The sequence below is a fragment of the Variovorax cryoconiti genome (genome assembly GCF_051216395.1).
In the GTDB taxonomy this organism is placed as follows: Bacteria; Pseudomonadota; Gammaproteobacteria; order Burkholderiales; family Burkholderiaceae_C; genus Variovorax.
The window spans coordinates 1-14,740 of the sequence record NZ_JBPJZI010000009.1 but is presented as its reverse complement, the minus strand read 5'-3'; the positions used below and the strand labels follow the sequence as shown (position 1 = coordinate 14,740).

Annotated in this window: 14 protein-coding genes and 1 rRNA gene; 11 read left to right on the top strand and 4 right to left on the bottom strand. The window is 67.4% G+C overall.

What is annotated here, in order from left to right; genetic code table 11:
* Positions 1-45: 45 nt before the first annotated feature.
* The 8 genes from ACSFA2_RS19750 (at position 46) to ACSFA2_RS19715 (ending at position 7,478) form a co-directional block, all read left to right on the top strand.
* On the top strand, positions 46-633 hold the full coding sequence (locus ACSFA2_RS19750; RefSeq protein ID WP_435457029.1) for an NAD(P)H-dependent oxidoreductase: 588 nt from the start codon (positions 46-48) through the stop codon (positions 631-633).
* Positions 634-640: 7 nt separating this feature from the next.
* Complete coding sequence (locus tag ACSFA2_RS19745) at positions 641-1,915, top strand: amidohydrolase family protein (RefSeq protein WP_435457028.1); 1,275 nt, start codon at positions 641-643, stop codon at positions 1,913-1,915.
* Positions 1,916-1,943: 28 nt separating this feature from the next.
* Complete coding sequence (locus ACSFA2_RS19740; protein WP_435457027.1) at positions 1,944-2,825, top strand: creatininase family protein; 882 nt, start codon at positions 1,944-1,946, stop codon at positions 2,823-2,825.
* Positions 2,826-2,898: 73 nt separating this feature from the next.
* A complete protein-coding gene (locus tag ACSFA2_RS19735; RefSeq protein WP_435457026.1) occupies positions 2,899-3,894 on the top strand; it encodes an ABC transporter substrate-binding protein in 996 nt (331 codons plus the stop codon).
* A gap of 72 nt (positions 3,895-3,966) precedes the next feature.
* Positions 3,967-4,803, top strand: coding sequence for an ABC transporter ATP-binding protein (locus ACSFA2_RS19730; protein WP_435457025.1), 837 nt, complete (start codon positions 3,967-3,969; stop codon positions 4,801-4,803).
* Positions 4,800-5,633, top strand: coding sequence for an ABC transporter permease (locus ACSFA2_RS19725; protein ID WP_435457024.1), 834 nt, complete (start codon positions 4,800-4,802; stop codon positions 5,631-5,633). The genes ACSFA2_RS19730 and ACSFA2_RS19725 overlap by 4 nt, the downstream gene beginning before the upstream one ends.
* Positions 5,634-5,646: 13 nt before the next feature.
* Positions 5,647-7,008, top strand: a complete 1,362-nt coding sequence (locus tag ACSFA2_RS19720) for an FAD-binding oxidoreductase (RefSeq protein WP_435457023.1) — start codon at positions 5,647-5,649, stop codon at positions 7,006-7,008.
* Positions 7,005-7,478, top strand: a complete 474-nt coding sequence (locus ACSFA2_RS19715) for a RidA family protein (RefSeq protein WP_435457022.1) — start codon at positions 7,005-7,007, stop codon at positions 7,476-7,478. The genes ACSFA2_RS19720 and ACSFA2_RS19715 overlap by 4 nt, the downstream gene beginning before the upstream one ends.
* Here the strand turns inward: ACSFA2_RS19715 and lnt are convergent.
* The 3 genes from lnt to ACSFA2_RS19700 all read right to left on the bottom strand — a co-directional run bounded on the left by lnt (position 7,463) and on the right by ACSFA2_RS19700 (position 10,748).
* Positions 7,463-9,064 (bottom strand): apolipoprotein N-acyltransferase, encoded by a 1,602-nt coding sequence (gene lnt / locus ACSFA2_RS19710; protein WP_435457021.1) that lies wholly within the window; start codon positions 9,062-9,064, stop codon positions 7,463-7,465. The genes ACSFA2_RS19715 and lnt overlap by 16 nt on opposite strands.
* Before the next feature lie 8 nt (positions 9,065-9,072).
* Positions 9,073-9,951 carry an HlyC/CorC family transporter gene (locus ACSFA2_RS19705; RefSeq protein WP_435457020.1) on the bottom strand — a complete coding sequence of 293 codons (879 nt, stop codon included), beginning with the start codon at positions 9,949-9,951 and terminating at the stop codon, positions 9,073-9,075.
* A gap of 68 nt (positions 9,952-10,019) precedes the next feature.
* Positions 10,020-10,748, bottom strand: coding sequence for a GNAT family N-acetyltransferase (locus ACSFA2_RS19700; RefSeq protein WP_435457019.1), 729 nt, complete (start codon positions 10,746-10,748; stop codon positions 10,020-10,022).
* 180 nt (positions 10,749-10,928) lie between these two features.
* On the opposite strand from ACSFA2_RS19700, the gene ACSFA2_RS19695 reads away from it, so the two are divergent.
* The 3 genes from ACSFA2_RS19695 to ACSFA2_RS19685 all read left to right on the top strand — a co-directional run bounded on the left by ACSFA2_RS19695 (position 10,929) and on the right by ACSFA2_RS19685 (position 14,421).
* The gene (locus tag ACSFA2_RS19695) at positions 10,929-11,726 is read left to right on the top strand and encodes a transporter substrate-binding domain-containing protein (RefSeq protein WP_435457018.1); all 798 of its coding nucleotides are present in this window, start codon (positions 10,929-10,931) and stop codon (positions 11,724-11,726) included.
* A gap of 86 nt (positions 11,727-11,812) precedes the next feature.
* Positions 11,813-13,510, top strand: coding sequence for an AMP-binding protein (locus ACSFA2_RS19690; RefSeq protein ID WP_435457017.1), 1,698 nt, complete (start codon positions 11,813-11,815; stop codon positions 13,508-13,510).
* Complete coding sequence (locus ACSFA2_RS19685) at positions 13,507-14,421, top strand: MBL fold metallo-hydrolase (protein ID WP_435457016.1); 915 nt, start codon at positions 13,507-13,509, stop codon at positions 14,419-14,421. The genes ACSFA2_RS19690 and ACSFA2_RS19685 overlap by 4 nt, the downstream gene beginning before the upstream one ends.
* Positions 14,422-14,491: 70 nt before the next feature.
* Here ACSFA2_RS19685 and rrf read toward each other — a convergent pair.
* Positions 14,492-14,604, bottom strand: a 5S ribosomal RNA gene (gene rrf / locus ACSFA2_RS19680).
* Between the last annotated feature and the right edge of the window lie 136 nt (positions 14,605-14,740).

Genomic DNA, 14,740 nt, shown 5'->3' with positions numbered 1-14,740 from the left:
TTTGCATGAATCTGACCACTTGCTCTGATTAAGTGGTCAAACACCATGCGCGTGCTCGTCGTCTACTGCCATCCGGTCGAAACCAGCTTCGCTTCCGCCCTGCACCAGGAGGTGCTGGCCAACCTGCGCGCCGCCGGGCACGAGGTGGACGACTGCGACCTGTACGCGGAGGGTTTCAACCCGGTGCTCTCGCGCGAGGAGCGGCTGGGCTACCACGAGGTGCCGAGCAACCGCATTCCGCTGCAGCCCTACATCGACCGGCTGAACCGGGCCGAGGCCATCGTCTTCTGCTTCCCGACCTGGTGCTTCGGCCTGCCCGCCATGCTCAAGGGCTTCTTCGACCGGCTCTTCATGCCGGGCGTGGCCTTCGACATCAGCGACCCGGCCAACGTGAGGCCGATGCTCACGCACATCAAGCGCATCTCGGCCGTCGTGACCTACGGTCGCCCGCGCTGGGTCGCCTGGTACATGGGCGACCCGCCGCGCAAGATCGTCACGCGGTACATGAAGCGGCTCACCGGCCAGGCCGCACGTGTCGACTACCACGCGCACTACCACATGAACATCGCGACCGAGCCGCAGCTGACACGCTTCAAGGCGCGCGTCGGGCAGGCGATGGCGCGCTTTGCCTGAACGCCCCATGCACACGCCGACGCTGATCGACAACCTGCGGCTGCCGCGCTGGCTGCTGCCGACGGACTGGCCGCAGCCAGACGGCGTGCCCGTGCTGGCGCGCCTCGCGATCGAAGCGGGCCGCGTGCAGTCGGTGCAGCCGGCCACGCAGGCACCCGCACCATCGGCCACGACCTGGGACGCCGCCGGCACGCTGGCCCTGCCCGGCTTCGTCGACGCCCACACGCACCTCGACAAGGCCTTCACGCTGCCGCGCATGAAACAGGTGCAGCCGGGCCTGCTCGGCGCCATCGACGCGATGCTGAACGACCGCGTGAACTGGACGCCTGCCGACGTGCATGAGCGCGCCGCGCGTGGCCTGCAGTGGGCCTGGGAAAGCGGCACCACGCACCTGCGCACGCATGTCGACTGGTGGGAGCCCGACGCGACGCCGATGGCCTGGCCCGTGATGGCCGCGCTGGCGCAGGAGTGGGCGGGCCGGGTGCGACTCGAACAGGTCAGCCTGATCAAGCTGCCGCTGTTCGAAGACGCCGACCAGGCGATGCGCCTGGCGAAGCAGGTGAAGGCCACGGGAGCGCACGCGCTGCTGGGCGGCTTCGTGCATTCCACCAACTGGAGCGAGACGGCGCTGCGCCACCTGCTGGTGGCGGCGCAGGCCTGCGAACTCGACATCGACCTGCATGTCGACGAGGAACTCAACGCCGCGGCCGTCGGCCTTTCGACCACCGCCCGCCTGCTGCGCGAGATCGGCTACGAAGGCCGCGTGGTCTGCGGCCATGTCTGCGCGCTGGCGGCGCAGCCCGAGTCGCAGGCCCTGGCCACGCTCGACGCGGTGGCGCGCGCGCCGATCACCATCGTCTCGCTGCCTGCCACCAACCTGCTGCTGCAGGACGCCGTCACCGGCCGCACGCCGCGCCTGCGCGGCATCACGCTGGTGAAGGAGGCGCGCGAACGCGGCATCCCGGTGATGTTCGCGAGCGACAACGTGCAGGACCCGTTCTGCCGGCTCGGCAGCTTCGACCCCGTCGAGGCGATGGGCACGGCCGCACTGGTGGCGCAGCTCGACGAGCCCTTCGACACCTGGTCGGAGGCGCTGTGCCGCAGCGACTGGCTGTCGCGCGCGCCTGCAGCAGTGCGCCCGACGCTGGTCGGCGCGCCGGCCGACCTGGTGCTCTTCACCGACGCCGACCGCCACGGCTGGCCCTCGCGCAGCGCCAAGCGCGTGGTGCTGCGCGACGGCCGCGTGGCCCAAGGCGACGCCACGCCCTTCCTCCCCCGATAGCGACACGACACGAACGACAAGGACCCCCATGCTCCACGGCTACATCCCCCCGCACCGCTTCCTGCCCTACCTGAGCTGGACCGAAATCGACGCGCTGCCCGACCGCGAGAACACCGTCATCGTGCTGCCCTGCGGCGCCATCGAGCAGCACGGCCCGCACCTGCCCTGCTCGGTCGACAGCGTGATCAGCTCCGGCGTGATGGGCAAGGCGCTCGAGAAGCTGCCTGCCGAGGTGCGCGCCTTCGCGCTGCCGACCATCACCTATGGCAAGTCGGAAGAGCACCTGCACTTCCCCGGCACCATGACGCTGACCGGCACCACGCTGCTCTCGACCATCATCGAGATTGGCGAATCGGTCTACCGCTCGGGCTTTCGCAAGCTGCTGTTCGCCAACGGCCACGGCGGCCAGCCGCAGGTGCTGGAGATGGCCGCGCGCGAACTGCGCCTGCGCCATGGCGACTTCGTCGTGGTGCCGCACGGCGTGTCGCGCCTGCCCAATGCGTCGAGCAAGCAGATCAGCGATCAGGAGAAGCGCCTGTCGATGCACGCCGGCCATTCCGAGACCGCATTGATGCTCGCGCTGGCGCCCGACACGGTGCACATGGAACGCGCCGCCGCCAACTTCCCGCCGCCCTTCCCGATCAAGCTGCTGTCGCCCGACGGCCGCCCGGCCTGTGCCTGGACCGCGCGCGACTTCGGCCCGAGCGGCGTGATCGGCGACCCGACCAGCGCCACGCGCGAACAGGGCCTGGAGATCCTCGACACGCTGTCCGACAGCTGGGTGCAGGCGCTGACCGAGCTGTACGCGCTGCGCTGGATCGTGCGCGACGAGCCCACCTGGGGCCGCGGCCACGAGACCGGCTTCATCCAGACCGCCGAGGGGCTGCCGACCCAGCGCGAGCCCGCCTGAGGCGCGCTCCTTGCATTGCTCCTTCGTCTTTCCCTTGCATTTCCTTCACCCCGCACTTCGAGAGGTCCACTCCATGCGCCAACCTTCCGTCTTCCGTCTCGCCTCCCTCGCCGGCGCCGCCGCGCTGGCCTTCGCCGCCGCAGCGCCCGCCCAGGCGCAGGACAAGTTCACCTACATGACCAACTGGTACGCGCAGGCCGAGCACGGCGGCTTCTACCAGGCCGTGGCAGAAGGCATCTACCAGAAGCACGGGTTGGACGTGACCATCAAGATGGGCGGCCCGCAGGTCAACATCACGCAGATGATGGCCGCCGGCCAGGCCGACTGCATCATGGGATCGAGCGACATCCAGATGATGCAGGTGCGTGAGGGCGGCGTGCCGGTCGTCACCGTGGCCGCTTTCTTCCAGAAGGACCCGCAGGTGCTGATCGCGCACGAGGACGTCAAGAAGTTCGAAGACCTCAAGGGCAAGACCCTGCTGATCGGCGCCCAGGCGCAGCGCGGCTACTGGCCGTGGCTGAAGGCCAAGTTCGGCTTCACCGACGAGCAGACCCGCCCCTACACCTTCAACATCCAGCCCTTCGTGGCCGACAAGAACGCCGCGCAGCAGGGCTACCTGACGTCGGAGCCTTACGCGATCCAGAAGGCCGGCGTGAAGGCCAACGTGCTGATGTTCAGCGACCACGGCTTCCCCGCGTACGCCACCACCGTGTCGTGCATGGACAAGACCGTGAAGGACCGCAGCAAGCAGGTCGCCGCCTTCGTGAAGGCCTCGGCCGAAGGCTGGAAGAGCTACCTGGCGAACCCGGCGCCAGCCAATGCGCTGATCAAGAAGGACAACCCCAACATGACCGACGACCAGCTGGCCTACAGCGTGGCGAAGCTCAAGGAGATGGGGATGATCACCGGCGGCGACGCGGCCAAGCTGGGCATCGGCGTGATCACCGACGCACGGTCGAAGGCGAGCTACGACTTCCTCGTCGCCTCGAAGCTGCTCGACCCGGCCAAGATCGAACTGGCCAAGACCTACACGACCGAGTTCATCAAGGACGCCAAGGTCCTGCCCTGAGCGCGCTACGCCCCACGCCCTGAAACCCAGGGGCCGGCCGCACGCGGCACGGCCCCCTCGAAAGGCTCTTGAATGAACCGCGTCGAACCCGACACCCTCGCACCGCCGACCGCGTGGGCCCACGCCACGCCGGCGGTGGAGATCCTGTCCGCCGAGAAGACCTACCCAAACGGCACACAGGCCCTGCTGCCGGTGGACCTGAAGATCGCCGAGGGCGAGTTCATCACCCTGCTGGGGCCCTCGGGCTGCGGCAAGAGCACGCTGCTCAAGATGGTGGCCGGCATGCTGGAACCCACCGACGGCCGCCTGCTGCTGTGGCGCCGGCCGGTGGCGGAGCTGCACACCTGTGCCCACAAGATGGCCTTCGTGTTCCAGTCGCCCACGCTGATGCCCTGGGCCAGCGTGCAGACCAACGTGCGCCTGCCGCTCGACCTGGCCGGCGTGCCCCGCAAGGAGGCCGACGCGCGCGTGACCGAGGCGCTGGAACTCGTCGGGCTCGACAAGTTCGCCGGCGCGCTGCCGCGGGCGCTGTCGGGTGGCATGCAGATGCGCGTGTCGATCGCGCGCGGCCTCGTCACGCAGCCCGACCTGCTGCTGATGGACGAGCCCTTCGGCGCGCTCGACGAGATCACGCGTCACAAGCTCGACGCCGACCTGCTCGACCTGTGGCGCAAGAAGAAGCTCACGGTGATCTTCGTGACGCACTCGATCCACGAGGCGGTGTTCCTGTCGAGCCGCGTGATCATGATGGCCGCGCGACCCGGCCGTGTGGTGGAGCAGTTCACCATCGACGAACCCTATCCGCGCACCCCCGACTTCATGGTGTCGCCGCAATTCAGCCGCTACGCCAAACAGCTGCAGGACAGCCTGCTGCGTGCGAGCAACGCCCACGAGGAGTTGAGCCGATGAGCGCCGTCGTCACCCGCACGCGCCCAGCTGCGCGCGTGCCTTTTCTCCAGCAGCCACGCGTGCAGCGCGTTTTCTATCCGCTGCTGGTCGGCGTCGTGCTGGTCGCGATCTGGCAGGGTCTGGTGACCGGCATGGAACTGCCGCCCTACCTGGTGCCGTCGCCCTACCTGATGATGGAAACGCTCATCAAGGACTGGGTACCGCTCGGCAACGCCCTGCTGGTCACGCTGAAGATCACGCTGCTGTCCTTCGTGCTGGCGACCGTTGCGGGCGTGCTGATCTCCTTCCTGTTCGTGCAGAGCAAGCGCATCGAGACCGCCCTGTTCCCGTATGCGGTGCTGCTGCAGGTGACGCCCATCGTGGCGGTCGCGCCGCTCATCATCATCTGGGTGAAGAACCCGGTGGCGGCGATGACGGTGTGCGCGGCGCTCGTGGCGCTGTTCCCGATCATCGCCAACACCACGCTGGGCCTGCGCAGCATCGACCCCGACCTGCAGAGCTACTTCAAGCTCAACCGCGCGAGCCGGTGGCAGCAGCTGGTGCGGCTGCGCATCCCGAGTGCGCTGCCGTATTTCTTCGGTGGGCTGCGCATCTCCAGCGGCCTCGCGCTGATTGGCGCGGTGGTGGCGGAATTCGTCGCCGGCACCGGCGGCTCCGGCGCGGGCCTGGCCTACCAGATCCTGCAGGCCGGCTTCCAGCTCAACATCCCGCGCATGTTCGCGGCCCTGCTGCTCATCTCGCTCACCGGCGTGGGCCTGTTCGTGCTGATGGCGTGGCTCTCGAAGCTCGCGCTCGGCTCCTGGCACGCCAGCGAGTTATCCAACGACTGACACGACCCTTGCCATGAACGCTCCCGTCTCCGCCATCGAGCAACTGCAGCTCGAACTCCCCGACCTCGACTGGATCAACGACCCGGGCCGCGTCGCCCGCCTGTCGCAGGACTTCGCCTGGTTCAGCCCGGTGCTCAAGCGCCAGCTGGAAGACAAGCGCGCCGACACCGTGGTGCGCCCGCGCACCGAAGACGAGATCCGCCGCCTGGTCGGCGCCTGCGCGCGCCGCAAGCTGCCGATCACCATCCGCGGCAGCGGCACCGGCAACTACGGCCAGACCACACCACTGGCCGGTGGCGTGGTGCTCGACATGACCGGCTACAACGCGATGTGCTGGGTGCGCGGCGGCACGGCCCGCGCGCAGGCCGGCATCCGGCTGGGCGACATCGAGAAGGCGACGCGGCCCACCGGCCACGAGTTCCGCTGCATTCCGTCGACCTTCCGCAGCGCGACGCTCGGCGGTCTGTTCGGCGGCGGCTTCGGTGGTGTCGGCTCGATCAACTACGGGCCGCTCGGCGCGCCGGGCAATGTGCTGGGCATCCGCGCGATGAGCATCGAGCCCGAGCCGCAGATCGTCGAGCTGCGCGGTGCCGAGGCGCTGCGCATGCACCACCTGTGGGGCACCAACGGCCTGGTGCTGGAGGTCGAAGTGGCGCTGGCGCCGGCGCGGCCCTGGCTGGAAACGCTGGTCACCTTCGAGCGCTTCGACACCGCGCTGGCCTTCGCCGATGCGCTGGCGCGCGCACCGGGCATCGACAAGCGCGAAGTGGCCTTCTTCGGCAGCCCGGTGCCCGACCACCTGGGGCAGCTCGCCGAGTACCTGCCGAAGGGCTGCCATGCGGTGCTGTCGCTGGTCGACGAGCCGGCGGAGGATGCATTGAAGGACCTGGTCGCCGCGCACGGCGGCACCGTGACCTACCGGCGCGACGCCGCCGAGGTGGCCAAGAGCAACCGCACGCTGATGGAGTTCACCTGGAACCACACGACGCTGCATGCGCTGCGCATCGACAAGTCGCTGACCTACCTGCAGAGCAGCTTCACGCCCGGCCAGTACATCCAGCAGATCACCGAGATGGAAGCGCTGCTGGCCGGCGAGGTGATGATGCACATCGAGTTCCTGCGCAACATGGACGGCCTCCTGACCTGCAGCGGGCTGCAACTGGTGCGCTTCACGACCGAGGAGCGGCTCAACGAGATCATCGCCATCCACCGCGAGCGCGGCGTGCGCATCAACAACCCGCACACCTTCATCGTGGAGGACGGCAAGGCCGGCGGTGCGCTGCCGCCAGAGATCCTGGCGGTGAAGCAGCGCTTCGACCCGCTGGGGCTGCTCAACCCGGGCAAGCTGCGCGACTGGCCGGTGGTGTCTTCATGAGCTCGGGCAACGTGCCGGTCATGGGCGCGCCCATGGCGAACTACGCCGCCGCCAAGCGCGTCGGCGACTTCGTCTTCATGAGCGGCGTGGTGGCGGTTGACCCGGCACGGCGCCAGGCCGTCTCTTCGTACGACGACCTGCCGCCGATCGCCCGGGACGAGCTGCGCACGCTCGGCTACGTCACGGGCCAGATGTCGGTCGACGTGTACGAGGCGCCCATCGTCGCGCAGAGCTGGTTCGCGCTCGAACGCATCCGGCAACTGGCGGCGGAACACGGCGGCACGATGAACGACGTGGTGAAGCTGGTGCAGTACTTTCGCGACATCCGGCAGTACCCCGCGTACAACCGCGTGCGTGGCTTGTTCTACCCGGGCGAGCCGCCCGTCAGCACGGTGGTCGAGGTGTCGCGCTTCCTGCCCGGGGACGCGCTGGTGATCGAGATCGAGGCGACGGCCTACCTGCCGCGCTGATCGCGCCGGCGCTGCCACACGGCGGCAACCACTGCCAGCAGCGACAGGCCCCACAACGGCCACAGCCCGAGGCGCGAGACCCACACCGCATAGGGCGTGAGGCCCGCCCGGCCTTCGACCTCGGCGGTGAGCACGCCGCGCGTCAGGCGCGGCAGCGCATCGGTCACGCGGCCACGGTGGTCGATGACGACGGTGGCCCCCGTGTTGGTCGAGCGCACCATCGGCCGTGCGAACTCGAGGGCCCGCATGCGCGAGATCGCCAGGTGCTGGTCGATGGCGACGGTATCGCCGAACCACGCGATATTGCTGACGTTGAGCAGGATCGTGGGGGCCGTCGCCGCGTTGCGGAAGTTGGCGCCGATCTCGTCGCCAAACAAGTCTTCGTAGCAGATGTTCGGCGCGATGCGCTGGCCCTGCCACACGAACGGCGCCTGCGCCAGCCCGCCGCTGCGGAAGTCGCCCAGCGGGATGTTCATCAGGTCGGTGAACCAGCGGAACACGCCCGGCACGAACTCGCCGAAGGGCACGAGGTGGTGCTTGTCGTAGCGATACGGTCGCGCTTCACCCGGCTTGAAGCCCATCACGGAATTTCGGTAACCGGCGAAGTCGTGGCTCGCACCGCCCATGCCGACCACCGGCAGTCCGACGATGGCCGCCTGCGTGCCGCTGCCGTAGCGCGCTGCGATCGCCTCGAGATAGCCCGGCGGCAGTTGCGATGACAGCAGCGGCAGCGCGGTCTCGGGCGTGATCACCAGCGCTGCCGTCGCGTCGCGCAACTGCTCGCCGTACCAGCGCAGCGCGGTGGCGATGCCGCCGCTGGGGATGAACTTCTCATCCTGCGGGATGTTGCCTTGCAGCAGTGCGACGCCGAGCTTGCCCCGCGCGTTGGACGGGGCATCCGGGTCGTCGCGCAGCAGATCGAGCGCGTACGGCACCGCGACCAGCACGACGATCAGCACCGCGGCGCCGTGCCATGTTCGGCGGCGCAGCGCCAGGACGGCCAGCGCCGCGATGGCCGCGGCGACCGCGCCGATGCCGTACACGCCCAGCCAGGCGGCATGCACGGCCAGCGGGCCATCGACATGCGCATAGCCACCCGCGCCCCACGGAAAACCGGTGAACCAGCTGCCGCGCAGCAGCTCACCCAGTGTCCAGAGCGCAGCGAACACGATCGCAGCGCCCATCGGGTGCTTCGGCGCGACCGCCACGAACACGCCGCATGCCACCGCGTAGTACAGCGCGAGCGCCGCCGCCAGGGCCAACACCGCCGTGGCGGCGATGGGCGCCGCCATCCCGCCGTAGGTGTGCATCGACACGAAGAGCCACCAGAAGGTGCCGCAGAGCCAGACGGTGGTGAAGAGCCAGCCATGGAACGCAGCGCTGCGCCAGCGCTTCGGTCGCGGATCGGCACGCAGCACGTCGAGCTGCCACACCAGTACTGCCAGCGACAGCAGCTGCAGCCACCACAGCGGGCGACCGTTCCACGGCGCCGCGATGGCAGCGGCCTGCGCGAGGCCCGCCCCGGCGAAGAGCACGATGCGGGCAATGAAGGCGGCGCGCGTAGGCACGTGGGCCACCGCGGCCATCGACGCGCTCAATCGGATGCGTCGCTGCCGCGCGCCGGCGAGACCTTGAACCAGCGCACCGCGCCGCCCTTGGTGTGCAGCACGACGAAGTCGAAGCCGCCGAGCGCATGGTGCTCGCCCTTCTTCGGCACGTGGCCCATCTCGTGGGCGATCAGGCCGCCGATGGTGTCGAAGTCTTCGTTGAGCGCTTCTTCGTCGAAGGTGATCCCGAAGGCCTCGGCCACACGCTCGATGGGTGTGTCGCCCGACACCCGGTAGGTGTGGTCGGCCAGGCCGAAGATGTCGCCCTCGTCCTCGGCGATGTCGAACTCGTCCTCGATCTCGCCGACGATCTGCTCGAGCACGTCTTCGATGGTGATGAGCCCGGCCACGCGGCCGAACTCGTCGATGACGATCGCCAGGTGGTTGCGGTTGCCGCGGAACTCGCGCAAGAGGTCGTTCAGGCCCTTGCTCTCGGGCACGAAGGTGGCCGGTCGCAGCAACGCGCGGATGTTCAGGCCCGGCGCCCGCTGCAGCTTGAGCAGGTCCTTCGCCAGCAGGATGCCGATGATGTTTTCCTTCTCGCCCTCGTACACCGGGAAGCGCGAGTGCGCGGTGTCGATCACCCCGTGCAGCAGGGTGTCGTACGGCGAGTCGATGTTGATCAGGTCCATGCGCGGTGCGGCGACCATCACGTCGCCGGCCGTCATGTCGGCCATGCGCAGCACCCCTTCGAGCATGACGCGCGACTCGGCACCGATCACATCGTTGTCTTCGGCGTCTGCGAGGGTTTCGATCAGCTCGTCCCGGGAATCCGGTCCGGGGTGAATGAACTCGGCCAGCTTCTGAAGGAAGCCGCGTTTGTCTTCCCGTTCGACGGGCGTGCGTTCAGGGTGAGGGTCGGCCACTGCGGGAGGGCGAAGTTGGGGAGGTGCAAGGATACCGGATTGATTTGACACCGGCGCCCGCGGCTCGGTCAGGGCGCGGATTTCTCGCGCGCTGCCCGCATGCCGCTGCGCACTTCCTGCACGCCGGCCAGGAAAGACCAGAACTGCTTGGCACGGGCCTTGAGCTGGTAGTCGACTTCGGCGAAGTGCTCCAGGGCGATTTCGTTCAGCCGGCTGTCGAGCGTGGGCGACGGCAGTTGCAGGTGCGCTTCCGATTCGGAACCGCTGCGCACCACGGTGGCACCGGCCTTGCGGGCGATCTTCAGCATGGCGGCGTTCTCGCTCAGCGCATGGATGAAGAGCATGCCGACGCCTTCGTTGCGGGCGACCACGACGGCGCGCTCGAACAGGCGGGCGCCGTAGCCGCGACCCCGTGCATGGCTTGCCACGGAGACGCCGAATTCGGCGCATTCGCGCGGCTGGCCACTCGGCGCGAAGGCCACGTGCGCCATGGCGATCAATTCGAGGCGGCGGTTGTAGATGCCGAAGAGCTCGTCGCGCTCGAAGTCGAGGCCGTCGGCGTAGCGTTGAACCTGTTCGTCCGACGCGGCGTAGCCGAAGCGCAGGTAGCGGTCCTGCGGGCTCAGCGCCAGCAGGTGCGCGGCGATGCGACCGCGCTCGCGCGGGCCGATGCTGCGGATGGGCACCATGACTGGTGCCGGCGTGGTGCGGCCGCGCGCCTGGGCGTCGACAACCGGGGCCTTCAGGAAGGATCCGAGGCCGAGCGAGGCGCGGAGAAAGGCCTTGGCGGGGTTCATGCGTCAAATATAAGGGTTTATCCCTAGATCACAAGATACCGGTTTCACAGAGCGAGACGGAGCGCACGGATTGGGCTGTTTGCTCCAGAAAACGCCGTGAAACGTTGCGTTCGCGCATCCTTTGGCGCCGCAACCGTCCCGCGCACAATGGCTTTTTTTCTGCCCTTCGAGGAGTCACCGATGTCCCGTTTTTTCTGCTCCCCATCTCTTGCTGGCCTGGCCCTCGCGGCCGTGCTCGGCGGATGTGCCTTGGCGCCGACCGCCGGCACCGCCCCCTCGCGCCTCGACACCGTGCAGAAGTCGACCACGCTGCGGGTCTGCTCGCCCGGCGACTACAAGCCCTTCAGCTTCCAGCAGGCCGACGCGCCCTTCGAAGGTATCGATGTCGACCTGGTGACCGCGTTCGCCGGCAGCTTGGGCGCAAAGCCGGTGTGGGTCAAGACCACCTGGGCGAACCTGCTACCGGATCTGGTCGCCGACAAGTGCGACATCGCCGTTGGCGGCGTGTCGGTGACGACCGAGCGCCAGAAGCGCGCCTTCTTCAGCACGCCCTACATGGTGAATGGCAAAACGCCGATCGCGCGCTGCACGGACGTCGCGAAGTACCAGACGGTCGCGGCCATCGACCAGCCGCAGACGCGCGTGATCTTCAACCCGGGTGGCAGCAACGAGCGCTTTGCCCGCGCGAACTTCAAGCGCGCGAAGATGACGATGCACGGCGAGAATGTGACGATCTTCGACGAGATCCTCGCCAATCGCGCGGACGTGTTCGTCACGGAATCGGCCGAGGCGATCACGCAGCAGCGGCTCAAGCCGGGCCTGTGCGCGATCAACCCCGAGAAGCCGCTGCAGTACGGCGAGATGGGCTGGATGCTGCCGCGCGACGACGTGGCCTTCAAGGCGTATGTCGACCAGTGGCTGCACCTGTCGCAGGCCGGTGGCGACATGCAGCGCGTGATGGACCGCTGGCTCAAGTAGCCTAGCGCAGGCGCGGTCGACCCTGGGGCAAGCCCCGGGGTGGCGTGGGTATGGCGCCTCGCACAATGGGCTGCAAAGGAGCCCCCATGCAACCCTCCGTGTTGAAAAGCTATCCGGCCGGCGTGCCGCACGAGGTCCACCCCGAGCAATACCGCTCGCTCGGGCAGATGTTCGACGAGTCGTTCCAGCGTCACGCCGAGCGGCCGTTCTCGGTCTGCATGGAACGCTGGACGAGCTACGCTGAGCTGGACCAGCAGTCGAAGGCACTGGGCGCTTGGCTGCAGTCGTTGGGTCTCGAGCCAGGCGCGCGCGTGGCCATCATGCTTCCGAACATCCCGCAGTTCGCCGCCACCATGTGTGCCGTGCTGCGCGCCGGTTACACCTGCGTGAACGTGAACCCGCTGTACACGGCGCGGGAGCTCGAGCACCAGTTGAAGGACTCGGGCGCGACGGTGATCGTCATTCTGGAGAACTTCGCGGCGACGCTGCAACAGGTGATCGATCGCACGCCTTTGCGGCACGTGGTCGTGACGGCGATGGGCGATCTTCTGGGCGGCCTGTACGGCACCTGGATCACGGTGGCCGTGCGGCATCTGGCGCGCATGGTGCCGCCGTACAAGCTGCCGCTGGACGGGCGGACGGTGACCCCCTTCACACAGGCGCTGGCCGACGGCGCGGGCCGTGCGCTTGGCCCCGACACGAGCACGCTCGACAGCATCGCCTTCCTCCAGTACACGGGCGGCACCACCGGCCTGTCGAAGGGCGCCGTGCTGACGCACCGGAACATCGTTGCCGCAACGCTGCAAGCCGAGGCCTGGTTCACGCCTGCGCTGAAACGCGTGGGCGATCTGGGCAAGGTCAACAGCATCGCAGCGCTGCCGCTGTATCACATCTTCGCGCTCACGCTGTGTTTGCTGGCGATCCGCCAGGGCTCCCACCTGACGCTGATTCCGAACCCGCGCGACTTCGACAAGTTCGTCGCCGTGCTGAAGAAGCGGCCGTTTCACATGCTGCCGGCGGTCAACACGCTCTTCAACGCGCTGCTGATGCACCCGGAGTTTGCCAAGCTCGATTTCTCCACCTTGTTCGTGTCGCAGGCCGGGGGCATGGCAGCATCCGAGGGCACCGCGCAGCGCTGGTTCGAGGTCACCGGCTGCCCGATGATCGAAGGCTGGGGCATGAGCGAGACCTGCGCGATCGGCACCAACAATCCCGTCGCCAATACCGAATTCACCGGCAGCATCGGGTTGCCGCTGCCGGGCATCGAGATCGCGATCAAGGACGACGAAGGCCGCACGCTGCCCGAGGGCCAAGCCGGCGAGCTGTGCATCAAGGGTCCCAATGTCATGGTGGGCTACTACCAGCAACCTGCCGAGACGGCAGCCGCCTTCACCGCCGATGGTTTCATGCGCACGGGCGACATCGCAGTGATGCAGCCTGATGGCTACAGCCGCATCGTGGATCGCAAGAAGGACATGATCCTGGTGAGCGGCTTCAACGTCTTTCCGAACGAACTCGAGAACGTGATTTCGCTGTGCCCGGGCGTGCTCGAGTGCGCGGCGATCGGCATTCCGGACGAGAAGCAGGGCGAGGCGATCAAGGTCTTCGTTGTCCGCAAGGACCCGGGGCTGACGGAAGACGCCGTGCTGCGCTATTGCGCCCAGGCCCTGACCGGCTACAAGCGTCCGCGAAGCATCGAGTTTCGCGATGCGCTGCCCAAGAGCAACGTGGGGAAGATCCTGCGGCGGCAGCTTCGCGTGAGCATGGCATCCGTTCAGCCGTGACGACAGGGCTGCCCCGCGGGGTGACCGTGTTCGAGCGCGGCTGGTTGTCTTCGAACAATGTGCTGCTGGATGGCGATGCGCCCGTGCTGGTCGACAGCGGCTACGTCACGCACGCGGCGCAAACCGTTGATCTGGTGGAGCGTGAATTGGACGGGCGGCCGCTCGCGCTGTTGTTGAACACGCACCTGCACAGCGATCACTGCGGTGGCAATGCGGCATTGCAGGAGCGATACGCATCACTCCGCACCGAGATTCCTCCGGGTGACGCGGACGCTGTCGCGCAATGGGATGAAGCCGCGCTCAGCTACCGCGCGACGGGACAACAGTGTCCCCGCTTTCGCGCGGAGGGCGTGCTCCTGTCAGGCCAGCGACATCGTCTCGGCATGCACGACTGGGAAGTTCACAGCGCGCCGGGCCATGACCCGCACTCGGTCGTGCTGTTCGAGCCCGAGAGCCGCACCCTGATCTCCGCGGATGCGCTGTGGGGAAACGGCTTCGGCGTGGTCTTCCCCGAACTCGTGGGCGAGCCGTCCTTCGACGAGGTCGCCGCGACGCTCGACCTGATCGAAGCCTTGAATCCCCGGAAGGTGATTCCGGGACATGGGGGCGTCTTTGGCGACACGGCTGCCGCACTGGACCGAGCGCGTCGACGTCTGGACGGCCTGATGTCAGATCCTGGAAGACATGCCCGGCATGCTTTCAAAGTATTGATCAAATTCCAACTGTTGGACGCGCAGTGCATGCCGAAGGCGGAGTGGCGCGCCTGGCGAGACGGGACATCCTACCTTCAGGCAATTCACAAGCGATTCTTCCCCGAATGGGAATTCGAGGCGCTTGCAGATGACGTATTGGAGGACCTCATCCGCTCAGGCGCCGCGAGACGATCGGCTGACACCATCCATAACGTCTGAGTGGCGCCAGTTTGCGCGACACAAATAAGAAAGCCCCAACCGACTGGTTGGGGCTTTCTAGGCTGTAAGAGCCTGACGATGACCTACTTTCACACGGGAACCCGCACTATCATCGGCGCTGACGCGTTTCACTGTCCTGTTCGGGATGGGAAGGAGTGGTACCACGTCGCTATGGTCATCAGGCATAAAGGGTTGTCTGCTTGATCGAATGATCAAGCAAACGAATTCATAGAGTTTGGAATCAGCTTTTGGCGAATTATTTTGAATGCGTCAACTTGGCATAACACCTTGATCTGATTGATCAAAGTTATAGGGTCAA

Excerpts from the sequence above, each read along its gene's own strand:
- ACSFA2_RS19690 (WP_435457017.1), top strand. The coding sequence starts at position 11,813 with ATGCAACCCTCCGTGTTGAAAAGCTATCCGGCCGGCGTGCCGCACGAG.
- ACSFA2_RS19730 (WP_435457025.1), top strand. The coding sequence starts at position 3,967 with ATGAACCGCGTCGAACCCGACACCCTCGCACCGCCGACCGCGTGGGCC.
- ACSFA2_RS19745 (WP_435457028.1), top strand. The coding sequence starts at position 641 with ATGCACACGCCGACGCTGATCGACAACCTGCGGCTGCCGCGCTGGCTG.
- ACSFA2_RS19695 (WP_435457018.1), top strand. The coding sequence starts at position 10,929 with ATGTCCCGTTTTTTCTGCTCCCCATCTCTTGCTGGCCTGGCCCTCGCG.
- ACSFA2_RS19700 (WP_435457019.1), bottom strand. The coding sequence starts at position 10,748 with ATGAACCCCGCCAAGGCCTTTCTCCGCGCCTCGCTCGGCCTCGGATCC.
- ACSFA2_RS19735 (WP_435457026.1), top strand. The coding sequence starts at position 2,899 with ATGCGCCAACCTTCCGTCTTCCGTCTCGCCTCCCTCGCCGGCGCCGCC.
- lnt (WP_435457021.1), bottom strand. The coding sequence starts at position 9,064 with ATGGCCGCGGTGGCCCACGTGCCTACGCGCGCCGCCTTCATTGCCCGC.
- ACSFA2_RS19720 (WP_435457023.1), top strand. The coding sequence starts at position 5,647 with ATGAACGCTCCCGTCTCCGCCATCGAGCAACTGCAGCTCGAACTCCCC.
- ACSFA2_RS19750 (WP_435457029.1), top strand. The coding sequence starts at position 46 with ATGCGCGTGCTCGTCGTCTACTGCCATCCGGTCGAAACCAGCTTCGCT.
- ACSFA2_RS19740 (WP_435457027.1), top strand. The coding sequence starts at position 1,944 with ATGCTCCACGGCTACATCCCCCCGCACCGCTTCCTGCCCTACCTGAGC.
- ACSFA2_RS19715 (WP_435457022.1), top strand. The coding sequence starts at position 7,005 with ATGAGCTCGGGCAACGTGCCGGTCATGGGCGCGCCCATGGCGAACTAC.
- ACSFA2_RS19725 (WP_435457024.1), top strand. The coding sequence starts at position 4,800 with ATGAGCGCCGTCGTCACCCGCACGCGCCCAGCTGCGCGCGTGCCTTTT.